This window comes from Anoxybacillus tepidamans PS2 (assembly GCF_000620165.1).
Classification (GTDB): Bacteria; Bacillota; Bacilli; order Bacillales; family Anoxybacillaceae; genus Anoxybacteroides; species Anoxybacteroides tepidamans_A.
Genome location: NZ_JHVN01000010.1, coordinates 79,963 through 97,487 on the forward strand (window position 1 = coordinate 79,963; position 17,525 = coordinate 97,487).

The following is a 17,525-nucleotide window of genomic DNA, read 5'->3' on the forward strand; positions in this document are numbered from 1 at the left end:
GAGAATAGCATGAAATCTCTTGTTCTTGCAGAAAAGCCGAGTGTGGCGCGTGAGATCGCCCGCGTGCTTGGCTGCAAACAGCCTCATAAGCATTACTTTGAAGGTCATAAATATATTGTTACTTGGGCCCTTGGCCATTTAATTGAATTGAAAATGCCGGAAGATTACGATCCGAAGTATAAGATGTGGCGGTTAGATGATTTGCCGATTATTCCTAAGCAAATGGGTCTCAACGTCATTCGGCAAACGAGCCATCAATTTAAGGCAATTTCTCGTCTCGCCGAGCGGAAAGACATTAAAGATTGCATTATTGCCACTGACGCGGGCCGTGAAGGCGAGCTTGTCGCACGTTGGATTTTAAAGAAGATAAACTGGAAAAAGCCGATTTGGCGCTTATGGATTTCGTCGCAAACTGATCAAGCGATTCGCGATGGTTTTAAACATTTAAAACCAGGCAGACAGTTTGATTCTTTATATTTATCAGCTGTTTGCCGCGCGGAAGCGGATTGGCTGATTGGACTAAATGTCACAAGAGCCTTGACGACGAAATATAACGATCCTCTATCGGCAGGACGCGTGCAAACCCCGACCCTTGCGATGATTATGGATCGGGAAAAGGAGATTCAAACGTTTGTGCCAAAGCCGTATTGGACGTTGCATGCTCAAGTCGGTTCGCTATCCGCGTCGTGGGAGCGAAATGGCGAAAAGCGAATTTTTTCGAAGGAAACAGCCCAAAATCTTTATGACAATCTAAAGCACAAGCAAGCGACTGTTCTCTCGGTGGAACGCAAAAAGAAAAAAGAACCGCAGCCTCTTCCTTATGACTTAACAGAGCTGCAGCAAGATGCCAACAAGCGGTTCGGTTTCTCCGCTAAGAAAACGTTGAGCGTATTGCAACGACTTTACGAACATCATAAACTCGTTACTTACCCGCGTACGGATTCGCGCTATTTAACGATGGATATGGAATCAACCATGATGGATAGGCTAGAAGCGATGGCATCAAGCTACAAGGATGAAGTGCGTCCGCTGCTTTCAGGTAAAGGAAAAGTGATGACAAGACGGGTATTCAATAATGAAAAAGTAACGGACCACCATGCGATCATCCCGACGGAAGAGCCGCTTCATATGAACGCGCTTTCTGAAGATGAACGGAAGCTATACGATTTAATCGCCCGCCGTTTCCTGGCGCTATTTTATCCAGCGTACGAATACGAAACGGTTCATGCCGTATTTGATATAGGAGGCGAAACATTTGTAGCCCGTGAAACGGTTGCTGTAGAGATAGGATTTAAAAAAGTGCTTGGAAAAACGGACGCTGAACGTGTCAGCCCATCGCTTTTAGCCTTATCTAAAGGGCAAACATTTACGATGTATGAGCTCGATATGAAAGAGGAACGAACCGAACCTCCTCTCCGTTATTCAGAGGCGGATATTTTATCGCAAATGGAAAAATACGGCCTCGGCACTCCGGCTACAAGAGCTGACATTATCGAACGTCTCGTGGAGACGGAAGCGGTGGAGCGAAAAAATGGCCGGTTTTATCCGACGAGAAAAGGAAAACAACTGATAGATCTCGTCAATGAAGAGTTAAAATCTCCGGAGCTGACAGCGCGGTGGGAAAAAGAACTGGAGGCCATTGCGCGCGGAAAAGGAAACGCTAAAGCATTTCTGCAAAACATCCGTCAGCAAACGGATCGGCTTGTCGCCGAAATTAAAAACAGCGACCGGACGTATCGGGCGCATAATATAACAGGATCAATGTGCCCGGAATGCGGCTCGTTTTTAAAGGAACGGACAACGAAAGAAGGTAAAGTGCTCATCTGTTCTAATACGGAATGTCGCTATCGCAAGCATAAAAAGGAAGCGAAGCTGTCGAAGCGGCGCTGCCCGCAATGTCAAAAGCGGATGGAAATTCACGAAGGAAAAGCGGGCGTTTATTTCCAATGCCGCCGTTGCAATATCGTAGAAAAAGCGGAGGAAAAGAAAAGTACAGCAACAAGTCGTCACGATCGGGCACTGTTGAAAAAATATAGCGCGGAAAACGACGCATTCGGCACAAGTTTAGGAGAATTGCTTAAACAAGCATTAGACAAAAAGGAAAACTAACATACGGCCATATACCAACTGGCGCCTCTCTTCTTTTTAAGAAAGAGGCGCCGATTTTTTAGATGGTATCTCCTCACGGTCTTTTTTCTTTGTGAAATTGCTTGATGACCATCCGTTCCCACCACTTCCATGGCAGCCGACTTTTCAGCGCCATCGTTAGTTTTACCCCTCTGCCAACTGGATATCGTAAGTCTGGGGCTGGGGACTTTGCCACTTCGACAATCTTGCGGATGACTTCATCTGGAGCAGGTGCCGTCTCTGCAACGCGATGGACGTATTTCAAAATAGCGTTCATCTCTTTGGTATAGGCGGAATTGGAGGAGATCGTTACTCTTTCTATTCCTTTTGACCAAATATCGGTTTTGTAGGAACCTGGTTCGATTAACACGACATAGACACCGTACGGCAACATCTCTAAGCGAAGCGACTCGCTAAACCCTTCCACTGCAAATTTCGATGCTACATAAGGGCCCATCGAAGGGAACCCGATTCGCCCGCTGATGCTGCTGATGTTGACAATCTTGCCATTTCGCCGCTCTCTCATCGATGGCAACACCGCTTTTGTTACGGCGACGAGCCCAAAAAAATTCGTTTGGAATTGCTGCTGCCATTCTTCCATATCAAGTTCTTCTGTAAAACCGCCTGCGGCAAAGCCGGCGTTGTTCACCAATAAATCAATCTGCCCATAACGGTTAATTACGTCTTGAATAACCGTTTCCGCAGCGGAAAAGTCGGTGACATCCAATGAAACGATCTCCAACTGATCGATAACCGCTGCTTCTTGGGCGGCTGCTTCTAGCCGTTCTCTATTCTGGACGTTTCGCATCGAAGCCACTACCCGATAACCTTCGCGGGCAAGCGCCACACTTGTCAGCAACCCGAAGCCGCTTGAGGCTCCCGTCACAAACGCAACGGGAGATTTATGGAAGTTTTGATTCACAAGATTCCCTCCTGAAGTTGAGTCTCTTTTTGTGATACCAACTAACATGCTTATATTCATTTGGATAAGGGCAACAGCAATTCCTGCCTTTCTCACTTTTATCGCTGCCCTCAAAATGAACCTCTCCCACCTCCATTTCATTGAGAGGTGGGAGATGAATCGGTGAATGTGTTAAAAACCTCCATCATTAACCGATGGAGGTTGCTTTCTTTTCTTCCCTTTTTTCTCTTGCCATTACGACTAGCATCGCGCCGCTTAGTACAATAAGCCCGCCAATGATTTGGATCATTGACATTTTTTCATGCAAAAATACCATAGATAAGAGAAACGTAATGACTGGCTCAATCATACTTAGAATCGATGCTTTAGTTGGTCCAATCATATTCATTCCAGCAAAAAATGTCAGCATAGCGAGGATGCTAGAGAAGAAAGAGGTTCCGATGACCGGAAGCCAACCGATATTATCAAAATGAAAATGAAGCGTTTTCGTCAATGTGCCCCCTATAAAAAAGGACATGGCGGCAAATAACGCAATATAGGCGCTAGTCGTAATCGGCTGTACTTGTGCCGTCACTTTATTTCCCACGATAATATAGATCGAATAAATCACTGCCGCTCCGATCGCTAGTCCAATACCGATCGGTTGAATGCCTCCCGCCGGAGCTCCTAGCACCAGTATCATTCCTACTAAAGAAATACATATGGCAGTGATGATTCGCATCGTTAGTTTCTCTTTATTGATGAAAAACGAAAGAATAGCGACAAAGATCGGATTTAGGTAAAGCAATAAAGCCGCTAGCGAGGACGGGATGTACTTCACTGCATTAAAATAAAAGGTAGATTGCATTGTATAGCAAATGCCACCTAACAGAAACAGATACAAAAGATGAGACCATGACACTTTCCAATGCTTTTCTTTAATTAGTAGATACATAAAAAAGAAAAGCGCAGCAAACGCAAAGCGCAAAAACAGCAAAGTCGTGACTGTTACGCCGCTATCGTATGCATACAATGCAAAGATGGGAATGAAGGCAAATCCCGTTGCTGATAAAAATACGAGCATGTACCCTTTCCACATGTTGCTTGCACCTCGAATCGTTAAAGTCTAGAATGGAGTGCTGCTGCTTCCCCACCTTTACTTTTATTTGCAAGTATCCGGTTTCAATCGTATACCTAGATACAATTATAATAATTTCGAAGTTTTAAACAATATGCTTTTCTTTAAACCATTCACTTTTTCTTATATCGCCGGAATTGGATCTTTTCCATACGATGGTATCCAATTCGTAGAACGGAATATGAAGCCGGGCTGATAACGTTCTTGCTAATGTCGTTTTTCCGCTCCCGACCGAACCAATGATATGGATTTTTTGGGGGGCTTCTCTTTCATCACTATCACCCAAAATCGAGCTTTAGGTAAAGTTTTAGGGGCTCGTCAAAAAAATCTTTCCTTTATTCAATGGCGCGGATTCGACTGCACGGATCGCTTCTTTTATATCATATAATGGATAAGAGGACGCAGGCGCCATCAACTGCAGCTTTTTTTCATGTATAAGCGCGATCAAATGGTGAAAAGTTTCTTGCCAAGCTTGTACGGATGCTTGTTGATTCCAATGGCGAAGATGAAACAGTTTTATATGGACTTTCGCCTTTTCCGACACTTCCATCCAATTGATGGGGGTTCCTGATAAAAGGCCGATTGTTAATAACACTCCTTCAGGACGGACGCAAAAGGCTAGTTCAGTGCCGTCCGCTCCGCCGATGGAATCAATGGCGGCCGTCGCACCCAATCCATTCGTAAGTTCCATCACGGTTCGATATAACGATGTATTCGACGTATTAATCACATCAGAAGCGCCGAGGTCAAGTAGTTCTTTTGTGTGATGATCGTTTCTTGTCACGGCGATCAGGCGAAATCCGAGAATTTTCGAAAGCTGGGCAAAAATCCGCCCAATCGAGGAGCCGCAAGCATTGACTAATAAAATATTGCCCGGTTGCAGTTTTAAGATTTCTGTACAAATGACCCATGCGGTGACGGGATTAATATATAGCTGCGCGGCAGTATCATTATCGATAGAATCAGGGATCACGACTGCGAATTCGGCCGATGTTTTGACAAACTCCTGCCACGTACCTTCCCCCCGCAAAGGAAGGACACGCTTACCAATCAAATCTTGGGAAACGGAAGGACCGACATCTTCGACAATCCCTACTCCTTCATACCCAGGAATCGCAGGTAAGGAAATGCGGTGAGAGTAAGCCCCTCTGATTGGCAGCAAGTCAGACGGATTGATTGGGCTCGCTTGCATACGAACAAGCACTTCTCCATTCGCAGGTCGATGAATATGTTTATTTTCCAATTTTAAGACATTTTCAGGGTTGCCGAATTCATAGAAGCGGATACATGTTGCTTGCAAATTACAAACCTCCTTTTTCTAGGAGAAATAATAAGACCCTATTTCCAGTATATAATAGGGAGGGGTTCTGGGCTATCTATAAATTGGGTGCATCGGCTGATAGCATCTGAAAGAAAAAGGTCGTTTTGGGTGACAGTTCACCATGAACGACCTTTTCGAGCTGAATGAAGAAATATTTAGGGTATGATCGTTACTTGCATCAAACTTTACTAACGGTTATTTCAATGGATATGCGTTCAATGCTTGTTTTCTTACTTTGTCTTTTTCAGCAGGCGTTTTGTCGAGGCCGTAGCCGTAAATGGCGCTCTCCCAGTCGCCGTACATCGGATTTGGAAGAACAATAAATTTACGCCCAAACTCTTCATGGAAGCGATCCACGTTGGCGTTGCGCTCTTCTAATGGCTTTTGGTCGAACTCTTTCGCAAAATCGCCTAAATTATCACCAAAAAAGGCTATAATGTCGTGCGTTCGTTGAATTCGCTGCCTCCGAGGTTCTTTGCTGTTTTCTTTGGCGCGAAACAGCATATGGTCTGCCGTTGCTTGCGGAAATCCTTTTTCTTTTAAGTTTTTAATTGTTGCTTCCACCTCGTTTTCATCGCGGTTGGATACGTAGAAAATATCGATTCCTTTTGAATCAACGTATGTAAGGAATTCAACGGCGCCAGGAAGAGCTTCTGCTTGTGCTTGCATCACCCATTTATGCCAGTCGGTAAAGTTCGGCACTCCTTTTTTAATAATATAGGCTTCATAGGGGCTGTTATTTAAAATGGTTTCGTCAATGTCGAGCACGATGGCTAGTTTCTTTGAGCTATTGTTGCGCTTCTGTTGGAGCGCGCCGTCGACCACCATTTTCCCTAGGTTGTATGCTTGATAATAAAGTGCTTTCATCTCTCCCGATTTTTGATACCAAAGTGTGGACATGATCATATGATCGTTATCGGCTATTGGAGAGCCGATCGCGGCATTGGTATTGGCGTGCGCGGTCGAAGCTGAAATTGAGAGAGCGCTAGCTAAAACGAATAGTTGTAGTGCTTTATTTTTTACATTCATGTTGTACCTCTCCTCCATCTCATAATGCTCTTTATAGTTTTTGCAAGTCGATTAGAATCATGCATATTAAGCCGATGAGGAGAGATGGCGATAAGAGTGAAACAGGCATTGGCATTATGTATTTGGCAACGCTTCCTTGGTATAGATAGAAACCCACGGCCGGCTATGTTCCCAATGAACTTTTAATTTTAGCTGGAAGGCTTCCGATAAACATTCATCTGTTAATACGTCTTCCTTTTTCCCGCTAGCCACGATTTTTCCATCTTTTAGTAACAACACATGAGTGATTTCTTCAATGATTTCCTCAATATAGTGAGTGACATATAGGACGTGGCATTGTTTGTGCTTGATAATGTCTTTGATGGATGATAGTAGCTCTTCGCGGGTGAAAAGATCCAACCCTACTGATGGCTCGTCTAATATTAATAAGCTCGGCTTGGCCATGAGCGCTCTCGCGATGAGGACCTTTCTCTTTTCACCTTGCGATAAAGTAGCATAGTTTTTTTGTTTTAAATGATCCATTCGGAAGGATGCCAAAAGCTGTTCTGCTTGCTTGCGATCTTCTTCCGTCATTTCATCGTACAGTCCGATGGTTGCGAACTTTCCGCTGACTACAATATCCTCTACTGTTTCTAATGCGAGCGTCTGATGGAAATGATCGAGAAAGCTGCTAACAAACCCAATTTGCTTGCGAAGCTCTGGCAAGTTGGTTTTTCCGAATGTGTGTCCTAAGACAGAAGCCTCCCCTCTTGTTGGATATTGATAGCCGGATACAATATTTAACAATGACGTTTTTCCGGAGCCGTTTAAACCTAGTATGGCCCAGTGTTCGTTTTCATGGACTTTCCAGTGAATATCTTTTAAAATCAGCCGGTCTTCCTTGATCAATGATACATTTTCCATTGTTAAGATCGTTCTCACTTTATATTTCACTCCCGTTTATTAAGATTGATAAAGGTAAAATTTCTTCCGTATCCCTCATATTAAAACTGATTTGGGCCAATACATAAGACTCAATCTCGGGTTAGTTGACTAAATCTAATAATGTTTTTTACTTGCTTGTTAAACGCTGGATTGCTCTTATAGTAGACCCCTTTCAGTTTCCCTGTTACAAAATCCCCAATTTCCTGCTCATCATGATAAGCCTTTACGGAGTATGGATATAGTAAAGTAGGAGCCCTCTCTTCCTGGTTTTCGTCGCGAATGAAGGTGATATTTCCAACTCGATTCACCCAGCTTTCGATACGTTTCGGATCGGTGATTATTTTGTGTTGGCCGTTGTTCTCGTTTATAATTTCAATCTTTGTAATTTCATGCGTTTGATAGATGGAGGCGAAATCGACTTTCACTTGCTCGTGTTGACACGATAGTAGCTGAGGAGTCATCAATAATAGATAGATATTTCGCAAAACATTCCTCAACGTTCTCCATCCCTATTTGCCCCCTCTTTATAATAAGGAAACGGATATATGGTGTGAGCAATTCCTTTCAGTTTTCCATTATTTTACCACGATTAGAATTGATGTTTATATATTTTTTTGTATATTATGAATTTACAAAACAAAGAGGAGGAATGAATGGAATGCTTCGTTGCCGCGAAGAAGTGCTTGCTTTTACCAAACAGCTCGTCCAAATTGAAAGCATTGTGAACACGGACGGGGAAAAAGCGATTGCTCATTGGTTATTTCAACTCTTGTCTTCGTTTCCTTATTTTATGAATCATCCGACTCATATTGCTTTATCACCAACGATTGGAGATGACATGGAAAGATATAATGTGCTTGCGTTTGTAAAAGGGACTAAAGGCGCTAGCAATCGTACAGTGATTCTGATGGGTCATATGGACACCGTCGGCATTGATGATTTTAATCATTTAAAAGATTATGCCTGCTCCCCTGATGAATTGATGGAAAGGCTCAAATATCAGGAATTGCCTTTCTGCGCAAAACAACATATTGAGTCTGGCGATTGGTTATTCGGCCGTGGTGTTCTTGACATGAAAAGCGGGCTAGCGAGCCATCTCTATTTACTTAAGTATTATTCCGAACATCCGGAACAGCTGGATGGAAACATCGTATTTTTAGCAGAATGCGATGAAGAAGACGGTTCACATGGAATTTTATCGGCATTAAAAATACTGAAAAAATGGCGAAAGGAGCATGGATTTGATTATATTGCAGCCATTAATGCTGATTTTGTGTCTCCCCGCTTTGAAGGGGATGAAAACCGCTACATATATAAAGGAACGGTCGGAAAGCTTTTACCGTCATTTTTTATTACCGGTGCTGAAACGCATGTAGGCTCTTGTTTTGAGGGGCTTGACCCTAATTTCATTGCGGCAGAATTGACCAAGCAGATTGATTATAATCCGACACTTTGCAACGAAGCATATGGGGAAACGACAGTGCCCCCTGTTTCCCTCAAACAAACGGATTTAAAACCGTCTTATACAGTGCAAACAGCGTTATCAGCCTATGTGTATTATAATTTTTTCATCCACTCTTGGTCGCCGAAAGATGTATTAGAAAAGCTAAAACAAGAGGCGATGGTTGCCTTTCAGCGGGCGCTTTCCTTATTTGAAGAGCGGTATCAGCAATATTGTTCTTTAAGCGGTGAACCCTTTACCCCGATTCCTTGGCAACCGAGGGTGCTCACATATGAAGAAATGGAGCAACTTTTAGTGAAGGAGCATGGTGACGCTTTCACCGCACATATGGAGCGGTTTAAGCAAGAGCTTTTGCTGAATAAGGAACTGGATACGCGCATGTTTTCGGTTAGAGTTGTAGAAGAAGCGTGGAAGTGGATGAAAGATAAAAGCCCTGCTATCATTTTGTTTTATTCATCTCTCTATTCACCAAGAATTGAATTGACCGGAAAAACAAAAAAGGAACAAGTGCTTATTGCGGCGTTAGAACAAGCCGTAAAAGCTATACAGCCTCACTATCAGCATCCTATCGTCATTCGAAACTTTTTCCCTTATATTTCGGACATGAGTTTCGTAGCCTTAAGCGATGATGAAGATGGCATTAAAGCGGTAGCCAAAAACAACCCTAGTTGGGGAACGAAACATTATGTAGAATATCAGGATATTCGTGATCTTAATATACCTGTCATTAATATCGGGCCGTATGGTATGGATGCTCATAAAAAGCTTGAAAGAATGGAAATCACTTATTCAACGGAAATGGTGCCGAATCTAACACATCGTGTGATACAAAAGTTGATAGGTTGAGGAACATAAGGAGAGATCGTCGGCGAATTTTGGAGTTGGAATCGCTCTTTTTGTTGTACATCAAACTCGAATTCTCGGCATTTTGTCACTGGGCCTTGGTCGATATTGCGAACTGAATGGTTCATCCCCCCTGCTTTGTCGCTTAACGGGAAGATGAAAAGGTGCCCCTTTTACTCAGAGAGGCACCTTTTGAGGTTTTGAGCGAAATCTGTAACCGATTAATGGATAACCGGAGGAACAGCAGATTGCAACTTTTGCTGAGCGATAGACACTAAACGTCTTGTAATCTCCCCGCCGACAGATCCGTTGGCGCGAGATGTTGTATCCGGACCAAGGACAACCCCAAACTCGCGTGCGATTTCTAGCTTCATTTGTTCGATCGCAGCAGCGGCGTTTGGAATTAAAATTTCATTCGTGTTATTACCTCGTTGAATTTGTTGCATTGGCAATCTAATCATCTCCTTTAATATTTTGTTATTAATATTGATTAAAAAAATCGTTTTATTCGTGCTTTATATAGGTAATTTATGGGATATATAAGATATAAGGATTTAGTGATATGAAAATAAACTGAACCACAAATAAATAAAGCCGACTAGACATAGATAGGTCATGCGCTTTGATGAATGTTGCGCACGATCGTTCATTTTGTCCGTCGGCTTTTATATAAAGGTGGTAGAATCGCTTTTTGTTCACTTGCTTGTATTTCGCGTTGCTTTCACTTTATCGCCCCTTATGGATAATGGATAGAAAAAGTTAATGCCTTTCGTTTAGTCTTGGTTTCGTTGGATCACAATTCGGTTTTTCTAAGTTGGCTGATTCGGCTAGCTTCATTAAATAATAGCACTCTTCACGAAACATGTGATCTGCCATTAATGCAGAAAATGTGCCAAGCGCTTTGTTGCTAAGTTTAAGTTCTTCTAGCTCGTGCAGAAAGTGCTGGAACAGTTTGATCGCTAACGCCGCATCGGAATTCATTTTTTCTAATGCGGGGAAAGAGGATATATTGGCTCGTAAATAGCCTGTCATTTCCACTGCTTTTAAATAAAAATCTTCAAACTGCTTTTTATATTGTTCACTTTTCTCTTTGAAAGGTTTCTCCACATCATCCAGATTCGACGATATGGAACCTGCATGGCCGGCTGCATCTAACAGCCAAAGGAGATGGTGATGAAGTTCATGATATACCGGAGGGATTTGGTTTGTTTTAAAAAACTGTAACAATCTTAAATATTCTTCTAACTCGTTCACCATGTGGTTCAGAAATGTAGGAGAAAGATGGATTTTAATATTGCCTACCAAATGTTTTTTGATGAGGCGTAATTTAAATTCCCGAAGCTTTAATGCCTCTGCTTCGGCTGCGGCCGTCAACTGTGAGAGGTTTTCTGATTCGGCTCGGCTAAGAAGGGCATCGAATATTTGAATAAACCGGGAGGCGATTTCAATTTCCTCTTTTTCGCTTGGGGCCAAAGCTTCGTAGATAAATCGAGAATGGTCGCCCAAGATTTGCAGCCAAAATCGGTGCTCAAATCTCGCCTTCTCTTCCAATGTTCCATTCATTATATACCCTCCACCTTTCAAAAGATGTCAAACCACTTATAATGTTTATTCAAATCAAGTGGCCGTGATGAATCCATAATAGACTACGTTATGTAAGGTGGAGAGTATAGTGCTGCGATTTTTAACACATTCACCGAGAAGTCTCCCACCTCTAAGCAAAGTGTAGGTGGGAGAGGTTTATTGGTATAAAAAAATTACATTTGTTTCATCATCCATACTTGGTTGACAATAGGCTGAAACCCTATTTGTTTTAAGAGTGAATATGTTAATGGAGAATGGTTGACGGGTACATTGGGGACCACTCTAACCACATCATCACCAAAAGAACCAAAAACTCGGCTGAGCAAGAAACGAATAATTCCTTCCGCATCTTTTCTCTCTGGATGGGCTTCGCATTGAAATAATATTGTTCTTTCATGCTTTCCATTAACATTAAAGACTCTCCGATAGTAAGCATATCCAATATCGAACCCATGCTCATCTTTTACGATCAGCGCCTCGCCGTCCTTGGCACTTTGCCATTGTGTTTGCCACGGGTTTTGTCCTTTGTAAAATGGCAGGAAGCTCACTTCTTGAGGGATCGTTTGCTCTACTATGTACTCTTGAATGGAACCAAACGGGTTGGGCTGCGCGCCTTTTAGCTCTAAATATTCAAGGTCATCGACGATTTCGTATCCCATTTTTTCATAGAGGGAAATCGCTTTTTGATTATCGCTGATAGCCTCTAATGTCGCAAGTTCAACACCCTCCTCTTGATAAATTGCAAGCGTTGTCTCCATTAACGCTTTTCCAATTCCTTTTCCCCGATAGGCAGAGGCGACCCCTGTTCCGCCATTCCAGGCTATTTTTGTTTTATTGAAAAGACGAACGCCATTTTTTACGATACCAATCGGTTCATGACCTTGAAAAGCGACGATGGACAATTTAGGAGATAACCCCTCCCCGACAAGCCTCTTCACAAAGTTGTCTACGGTTGTCGTCGCGTCAAAATAATACCCCTCAAATCCGGCATTCCAAGCTTTCACTGCCTCTTCGAATGTGCATTCCGATAATCGCTTTATTTTTAACGTCATGGCTAGATGTTCCCCTCTCTTTTTTATAAATAATTATGTGGCAAATGATGCAGATCTACTTGATAATAATTCCATAAAAATTTTATACAATTATAACTTGTATCATTGAGGTCGTGCCTCTGTCTCTAATATTTTGTACGCATTCATAAGAGGAGATAATGGAGATTGCTGCGTTTGTAAAGCAATTCCGTCAATGATCCATTCATCGGTGCCTTATAAGTGTTTGATGCGTAGGCGGTATTGCTCAATATAATTTCGATTATGCTCGAACCCTCCTTCGACATTTCCGCTCATAAAGATCGGCGGGGCAATGTTGAAGCGAATGAGTTCCTCTACGACTTCAGCGATTAGCATATTTAAAATGAATGCTCCTACCACCGTGGAACCAGGGGCTGTTTTTATATCTAACCGGGGAATTTCAACTAGGGCATCTCCGTAAGGAAGCTGGCTATCAATGACAATATGCGCCAGTTCGTAAAGCTTTTTACCCGAGGGATGGCGAGAAGGTGCTTGGGAATAAGCGGAGGATGTAATGGCAATGACTTTTAACCCTTTTTTAACGGCTTCCATAGCCATTTCGATCGGCAATACATTCACTCCTGAGTTCGATGCAATAATCATAACTTCATTGGATTGAATGGTATATTGATTTAAAATAATCGAAGCATATCCTGGCATTCTCTCGATCATGGAGCTTTTAACGGCTCCTTCATGAAGCATCACGCTCGGTTCAAGAATGGGGTTAATCGGCACCAACCCACCTGCGCGATAGAACACTTCCTCAGCCAGCATATGCGAATGGCCGCAGCCGAAAATATGCAAAAGCCCGCCTTCCTTAATGGAAAGGGCGATCATACGGGCTGCTTTCGTAATCGATTCCCATTGCGTTTCTTCCACTAGTTGAAGCTGTTGTTGGATGAGTTGCGCATATTTTTTTCCTAACATCTTTCGTTTTCACCTCCTTGGTGCTTGATCGTTTTTATAGTGGGTATTAGATATCGCAGACCATCTCATTTATAGATATGGCCTGCGATCGTTCTATTATAACTTTTTCATTTCGTTAGCCACAAACTCCACATCGGTGCCAACGACCACTTGAAGATCGGTTTGGTTTAGACGAATAACCCCTTTTGCTCCTAGGCGTTTCAGTTCATGTTCATTGACTTTTGACATATCGTTGACTTTTAGGCGCAAACGCGTTATGCAGTTATCAATTTGTGCCAGATTTTCTTTGCCCCCTAACGCTTTCATATATTGATGGGCCAGTTGATCATATTTGTTGTTTGCTGCGGTCGAAGCGCTTTCCATCTTCTTTTCCTCATCTTCATCTTCCCGTCCCGGTGTTTTTAAATCTAATTTCTTAATAAGGACGTAGAAAACAACAAAATAAATGAGGCCGTAAATCACTCCTTGCACGAGCAGCAAAAATGGCTTTTTAGCGATTCCCCAGTTTAAGAAAAAGTCAATCGCTCCGGCTGAAAAGCCGAACCCATGATGGATGCCTAGCTCTGTTGCAATGAACAGCGAAAGACCTGTTAAGACGGCATGAACAAAATAAAGCAATGGCGATAAAAACATAAATAAAAACTCAATCGGTTCGGTTACCCCTGTTAAAAACGAGGTAAAGGCCACTCCAATCAATGCGCCAGCAACCGCTTTGCGGCGCTCTTTTTTGGCTGTAGCGATCATGGCAAGCGCCGCCGCTGGAAGACCGAACATCATCACTGGGAAAAAGCCCGCCATAAAAATGCCTGCACTAGGATCTCCGGCGAAGAAGCGGTTCAAGTCTCCCGTCTTTCCGTTAAACTCCCCAAACACAAACCATACTAAGCTATTTAACACATGGTGCAGCCCGACAGGAATTAACAATCGGTTTAAAAACCCGAAAATCCCGACTCCAACGGCCCCAGCGCCAACAATCCATTCGCCGACGGTATTGATTCCGCTTTGAATCGGCGGCCACACATAGCCAAACACAATCGCTAATATCAGCATGGTAAACGACGTAATAATCGGCACAAATCGCTTGCCGCCAAAAAATCCGAGCCAGTCGGGCAATTTGATGTTATGATAGCGATTGTATAAAAGTCCCGCTGTAATTCCGGAAATAAATCCGCCTAGTACCGACATATTAATCTTATCGTTGATCGAAGCCGCTCCTTTGGTTAATACAAAGTACCCGATGGCGCCAGCTAAAGCGGCTGCTCCATTGTTATCCTTTGCCAGCCCTACAGCAATCCCGATCGCAAATAGCAATGCTAAATTGGAAAAAATCGCATCCCCTGTTGCGGCGATAAAAGGAACATTCAACAAATCAGGTTGCCCTAAACGAAGCAATAACGCAGCCGCCGGAAGGACAGCAATGGGAAGCATGAGCGCTTTTCCGAGCCGTTGGAAAAATCCTAACATATATACCCTCTCTCCTTTTCCTATCATCTTTTCACAAGCCATCAAGCTTATCTTTCCATCTCAATCATGAATTTGTAGCGGTCCGCCCGATAAATCGATTTGACGACTTCAAGCGGCTGTCCGGCTTCTAAATAGCTGTTGCGCTGAATCAAGAGCACCGGTGCGCCTTCTTTAATGTGTAAAAGGTCTGCTTCCATTTTTCGCGCGATAGATGCTTCTAATACTTGAGTAGCCGAGCGAATGGTGAATCCTAGCTGATGTTCGATAAACTCATAAAAGGAACCGCTTACAATTTCTTTTGTTAAATTCGGAACGAGCGAGCAAGGAACATATGCGGTTTCTAACGCCATCGGCAACTGGTCGGCAAGGCGAATACGACGGATTTCGTAAACATCGTCCCCTTCCTGAATATGAAGCTGCTGCGCTAGCGATGCATTCGCTGGAATGATGCAAAAATTTAATACTTTCGTCCCTGGTTCCATGCCTCTTGCCCGCATATCTTCAGAAAAGCTTGTGAGCCCTTTTAAAGGCTGTTCGATTTTTTTAGTGGCGACAAACGTTCCTTTTCCCCTTTGCCTTACTAAATATCCATCGTTCACTAAATTGTTAATCGCTTGGCGAACCGTCATTCTGCTAATGTCGTACCTTTCCGCCCATTCTCGCTCGGACGGGATCATTTCCCCTGGCTCGAGTTCCCCTTTTTCAATCATTTCTCTAATCCCTTGTTCAAGTTGATAATAGATAGGAAGCGGTGAATGTTTATTAATCATTGTACGTGCACCTTTCTTTGTTCTTTGCTTACAAGCGATAGCGCTTCTTCGTCCGCGATGATGGCTACATTTGGATGAGTTTGTAAAATCGATGCTGGAATAGAAGGGGTTACGTTTCCTTCTAGCAGTTGGGACATAATGGACGCTTTTTTCTTCCCGGATACGAGCAAGAGGATTTGCCGACTTTTCATAATGGTCGCAATCCCCATTGTGATCGCATGAGTCGGCACTTGCTCTAGCGAAGGAAAAAAGCGTGCATTGGCTTTCCGAGTTGACTCCGCAAGTTTTACAATATGGGTAGTAGAATCAAACGAAGTGCCTGGCTCATTAAAACCGATGTGTCCGTTTCTTCCAATTCCCAGCACTTGCAAATCAATCCCGCCTAATGTTTCGATCACCTCCTCATAACGTGTGCACTCTTCTTGATAATCAGCGGCAAGGCCGTTTGGAAGATACGTTTGTGACATCGGGATATCGATAAACTGAAAGAAATGGTGCTTCATATAGTAGTGATAGCTATTCGGATGCTCGGGATTGAGCCCGATGTACTCGTCTAGATTAACGGTACGTACCTTTCGATAGGATGTTTGATTGTTTCGATAGTCCTCCGCAAGAGCGGCATATGTTCCGAGCACCGTTTCCCCCGTCGCCAAGCCAAGCACAGCATGGGGCTTTATTCTTACGTAGCTGCTGATGATTTCCGCGGCTTTTTGGCTCATTTCCTCATAATCTTTTACTTCGATGACTTTCATTCTAGTTCACCTCTTGTTTCTTATATGCTAATGTTCCGCGGCAAAATGTCATGGTCACTTCATATTTTTCATTTAACACTACAAGGTCCGCGTCTTTCCCTTCAGAAATGCTGCCTTTTCGATCAAGAACGCCCAATTGTTTTGCGGGATTCCAACTGGCCATGCGAATAACATCTTCAAGCGAGCAACCTGTGAACGACATCATCTTTTTCACGGCATCTTTTAGTTTTAAGATGCTGCCTGCTAGCGTTCCATCTTTTAATGTTGCTTGTTCGTCTTGAACGATGACTTCCTGCCCGCCCAATTCGTATTTTCCATTGCCGAGGCATTTGGCGCGCATCGCGTCTGTAATGACAATAAGCCCTTCTTTTCCTTTGTTCCGATAGGCAAATCGGACCATTTCCGGAGCGACATGGATTCCATCGACAATTAATTCACATAGCACTTCATCATGCATGAGAACCGCGCCGACGACTCCTGGTTCGCGATGATGCAGGCCGCGCATGCCGTTAAACAAATGAGTCGCGTGTGTAATTCCCGCTTGGATGGCTTCTTTTACTTGATCGTAGACCGCATCAGAGTGGCCAATCGAGGCGATGACGCCGGATTTTTTGAGATAAGCGGTCAGAAGAAGCCCATTTGGCTCTTCCGGTGCCAATGTAACAAGACGGATGGTTCCTCTTGCTTCCTTTTGCCATCTTTGGAATAGCTCGATATCAGGTGCGACGATATGGCGTGGATGCTGTGCTCCCGCGCGTTTTGGCGAAAGGAATGGCCCTTCTAAATGAATTCCGAGCACCTCGGCCGTCCCCGGTTGATTGTAAAAATGTATATAGTTTGCTACGTTCTGCACAGCGTTTTCAATTTCATTAGCAGGTGCGGTCATTGTTGTTGCAAGAAAACTTGTTGTTCCCTCTTCAGGCAGCACAGATGCCATTGTTTGTAATGCTTCTGGCGTTGCATCCATCACATCGGAACCAGCAGCCCCGTGAATATGAAGATCGATAAAACCTGGAACAACATAATACTGCTTGCCTAGTTCAATCCCTTCCACGTTAGGGAAAGGCAATAACGGGCCAACATAAGCAATTTTTCCGCTTTCAATTAAGATACACCCTTGTTCAATTGGCCCTTTTTCTGTATATATGGTTGCATTTTTGAGTAAAAACCGATCCACCGTTTCATCCCTTCTTTCTAACATTAATACTAACAT

The 17,525-nt window shown here is 43.3% G+C and carries 17 protein-coding genes; 2 read left to right on the top strand and 15 right to left on the bottom strand.

Translation table 11 applies throughout. The annotated features are described in order from the left end of the window. The first annotated feature begins 9 nt into the window (after window positions 1-9). Window positions 10-2,109 (top strand): DNA topoisomerase III, encoded by a 2,100-nt coding sequence (locus N667_RS0109710; protein ID WP_027409388.1) that lies wholly within the window; start codon window positions 10-12, stop codon window positions 2,107-2,109. 73 nt (window positions 2,110-2,182) lie between these two features. Here N667_RS0109710 and N667_RS0109715 read toward each other — a convergent pair whose 3' ends face one another. The 7 genes from N667_RS0109715 to N667_RS19135 all read right to left on the bottom strand — a co-directional run bounded on the left by N667_RS0109715 (window position 2,183) and on the right by N667_RS19135 (window position 7,937). Next, window positions 2,183-3,049, bottom strand: a complete 867-nt coding sequence (locus N667_RS0109715) for an oxidoreductase (protein ID WP_027409389.1) — start codon at window positions 3,047-3,049, stop codon at window positions 2,183-2,185. A 187-nt stretch (window positions 3,050-3,236) separates the two neighbouring features. After that, window positions 3,237-4,127, bottom strand: a complete 891-nt coding sequence (locus N667_RS0109720) for a DMT family transporter (protein WP_027409390.1) — start codon at window positions 4,125-4,127, stop codon at window positions 3,237-3,239. Between the two features lie 124 nt (window positions 4,128-4,251). Beyond that, entirely contained in the window at window positions 4,252-4,452 is a 201-nt protein-coding gene (locus N667_RS18545) for a shikimate kinase (protein WP_051530021.1), read from the bottom strand. A 21-nt stretch (window positions 4,453-4,473) separates the two neighbouring features. Then, entirely contained in the window at window positions 4,474-5,466 is a 993-nt protein-coding gene (locus tag N667_RS0109725) for a zinc-dependent alcohol dehydrogenase family protein (RefSeq protein ID WP_027409391.1), read from the bottom strand. Window positions 5,467-5,682: 216 nt separating this feature from the next. Next, window positions 5,683-6,516, bottom strand: coding sequence for a 5'-nucleotidase, lipoprotein e(P4) family (locus tag N667_RS18550; protein WP_035098615.1), 834 nt, complete (start codon window positions 6,514-6,516; stop codon window positions 5,683-5,685). A 114-nt stretch (window positions 6,517-6,630) separates the two neighbouring features. Then, on the bottom strand, window positions 6,631-7,419 hold the full coding sequence (locus N667_RS0109735) for an ABC transporter ATP-binding protein (RefSeq protein ID WP_409978181.1): 789 nt from the start codon (window positions 7,417-7,419) through the stop codon (window positions 6,631-6,633). 110 nt (window positions 7,420-7,529) lie between these two features. After that, entirely contained in the window at window positions 7,530-7,937 is a 408-nt protein-coding gene (locus tag N667_RS19135) for a hypothetical protein (protein WP_156936110.1), read from the bottom strand. A 161-nt stretch (window positions 7,938-8,098) separates the two neighbouring features. On the opposite strand from N667_RS19135, the gene N667_RS0109745 reads away from it, so the two are divergent. Continuing rightward, entirely contained in the window at window positions 8,099-9,748 is a 1,650-nt protein-coding gene (locus N667_RS0109745; RefSeq protein ID WP_027409393.1) for a M20/M25/M40 family metallo-hydrolase, read from the top strand. A gap of 218 nt (window positions 9,749-9,966) precedes the next feature. Here the strand turns inward: N667_RS0109745 and N667_RS0109750 are convergent, their stop codons facing one another. From N667_RS0109750 to nagA, 8 genes are all read right to left on the bottom strand, one after another. Next, the gene (locus N667_RS0109750; protein WP_027409394.1) at window positions 9,967-10,191 is read right to left on the bottom strand and encodes an alpha/beta-type small acid-soluble spore protein; all 225 of its coding nucleotides are present in this window, start codon (window positions 10,189-10,191) and stop codon (window positions 9,967-9,969) included. 313 nt (window positions 10,192-10,504) lie between these two features. Next, window positions 10,505-11,308, bottom strand: coding sequence for a DUF2935 domain-containing protein (locus N667_RS0109755; protein ID WP_027409395.1), 804 nt, complete (start codon window positions 11,306-11,308; stop codon window positions 10,505-10,507). Window positions 11,309-11,502: 194 nt separating this feature from the next. After that, window positions 11,503-12,381, bottom strand: a complete 879-nt coding sequence (locus N667_RS0109760) for a GNAT family N-acetyltransferase (RefSeq protein ID WP_027409396.1) — start codon at window positions 12,379-12,381, stop codon at window positions 11,503-11,505. Between the two features lie 213 nt (window positions 12,382-12,594). Continuing rightward, window positions 12,595-13,326 carry an SIS domain-containing protein gene (locus N667_RS0109765; protein WP_027409397.1) on the bottom strand — a complete coding sequence of 244 codons (732 nt, stop codon included), beginning with the start codon at window positions 13,324-13,326 and terminating at the stop codon, window positions 12,595-12,597. Window positions 13,327-13,422: 96 nt separating this feature from the next. Further along, window positions 13,423-14,790, bottom strand: a complete 1,368-nt coding sequence (gene nagE / locus N667_RS0109770) for an N-acetylglucosamine-specific PTS transporter subunit IIBC (protein WP_027409398.1) — start codon at window positions 14,788-14,790, stop codon at window positions 13,423-13,425. A gap of 47 nt (window positions 14,791-14,837) precedes the next feature. Continuing rightward, window positions 14,838-15,560: a GntR family transcriptional regulator gene (locus tag N667_RS0109775; protein WP_027409399.1), complete on the bottom strand. Its 723-nt coding sequence runs from the start codon at window positions 15,558-15,560 to the stop codon at window positions 14,838-14,840. Further along, window positions 15,557-16,312 carry a glucosamine-6-phosphate deaminase gene (nagB, locus tag N667_RS0109780; RefSeq protein WP_027409400.1) on the bottom strand — a complete coding sequence of 252 codons (756 nt, stop codon included), beginning with the start codon at window positions 16,310-16,312 and terminating at the stop codon, window positions 15,557-15,559. Before nagB ends, N667_RS0109775 begins: the two co-directional genes overlap by 4 nt. Before the next feature lies 1 nt (window position 16,313). Continuing rightward, window positions 16,314-17,489, bottom strand: a complete 1,176-nt coding sequence (gene nagA, locus N667_RS0109785) for an N-acetylglucosamine-6-phosphate deacetylase (RefSeq protein ID WP_027409401.1) — start codon at window positions 17,487-17,489, stop codon at window positions 16,314-16,316. Window positions 17,490-17,525: the final 36 nt, after the last annotated feature.

What these genes read in the sequence shown, in the direction of transcription:
- N667_RS0109775 (WP_027409399.1), bottom strand. Translation starts at nt 15,560, where the DNA reads ATGATTAATAAACATTCACCGCTTCCTATCTATTATCAACTTGAACAA.
- N667_RS0109745 (WP_027409393.1), top strand. Translation starts at nt 8,099, where the DNA reads ATGCTTCGTTGCCGCGAAGAAGTGCTTGCTTTTACCAAACAGCTCGTC.
- N667_RS0109735 (WP_409978181.1), bottom strand. Translation starts at nt 7,419, where the DNA reads ATGGAAAATGTATCATTGATCAAGGAAGACCGGCTGATTTTAAAAGAT.
- N667_RS0109760 (WP_027409396.1), bottom strand. Translation starts at nt 12,381, where the DNA reads ATGACGTTAAAAATAAAGCGATTATCGGAATGCACATTCGAAGAGGCA.
- N667_RS0109720 (WP_027409390.1), bottom strand. Translation starts at nt 4,127, where the DNA reads ATGTGGAAAGGGTACATGCTCGTATTTTTATCAGCAACGGGATTTGCC.
- N667_RS18550 (WP_035098615.1), bottom strand. Translation starts at nt 6,516, where the DNA reads ATGAATGTAAAAAATAAAGCACTACAACTATTCGTTTTAGCTAGCGCT.
- N667_RS0109765 (WP_027409397.1), bottom strand. Translation starts at nt 13,326, where the DNA reads ATGTTAGGAAAAAAATATGCGCAACTCATCCAACAACAGCTTCAACTA.
- nagE (WP_027409398.1), bottom strand. Translation starts at nt 14,790, where the DNA reads ATGTTAGGATTTTTCCAACGGCTCGGAAAAGCGCTCATGCTTCCCATT.
- N667_RS0109750 (WP_027409394.1), bottom strand. Translation starts at nt 10,191, where the DNA reads ATGCAACAAATTCAACGAGGTAATAACACGAATGAAATTTTAATTCCA.
- nagB (WP_027409400.1), bottom strand. Translation starts at nt 16,312, where the DNA reads ATGAAAGTCATCGAAGTAAAAGATTATGAGGAAATGAGCCAAAAAGCC.
- N667_RS0109755 (WP_027409395.1), bottom strand. Translation starts at nt 11,308, where the DNA reads ATGAATGGAACATTGGAAGAGAAGGCGAGATTTGAGCACCGATTTTGG.
- N667_RS0109710 (WP_027409388.1), top strand. Translation starts at nt 10, where the DNA reads ATGAAATCTCTTGTTCTTGCAGAAAAGCCGAGTGTGGCGCGTGAGATC.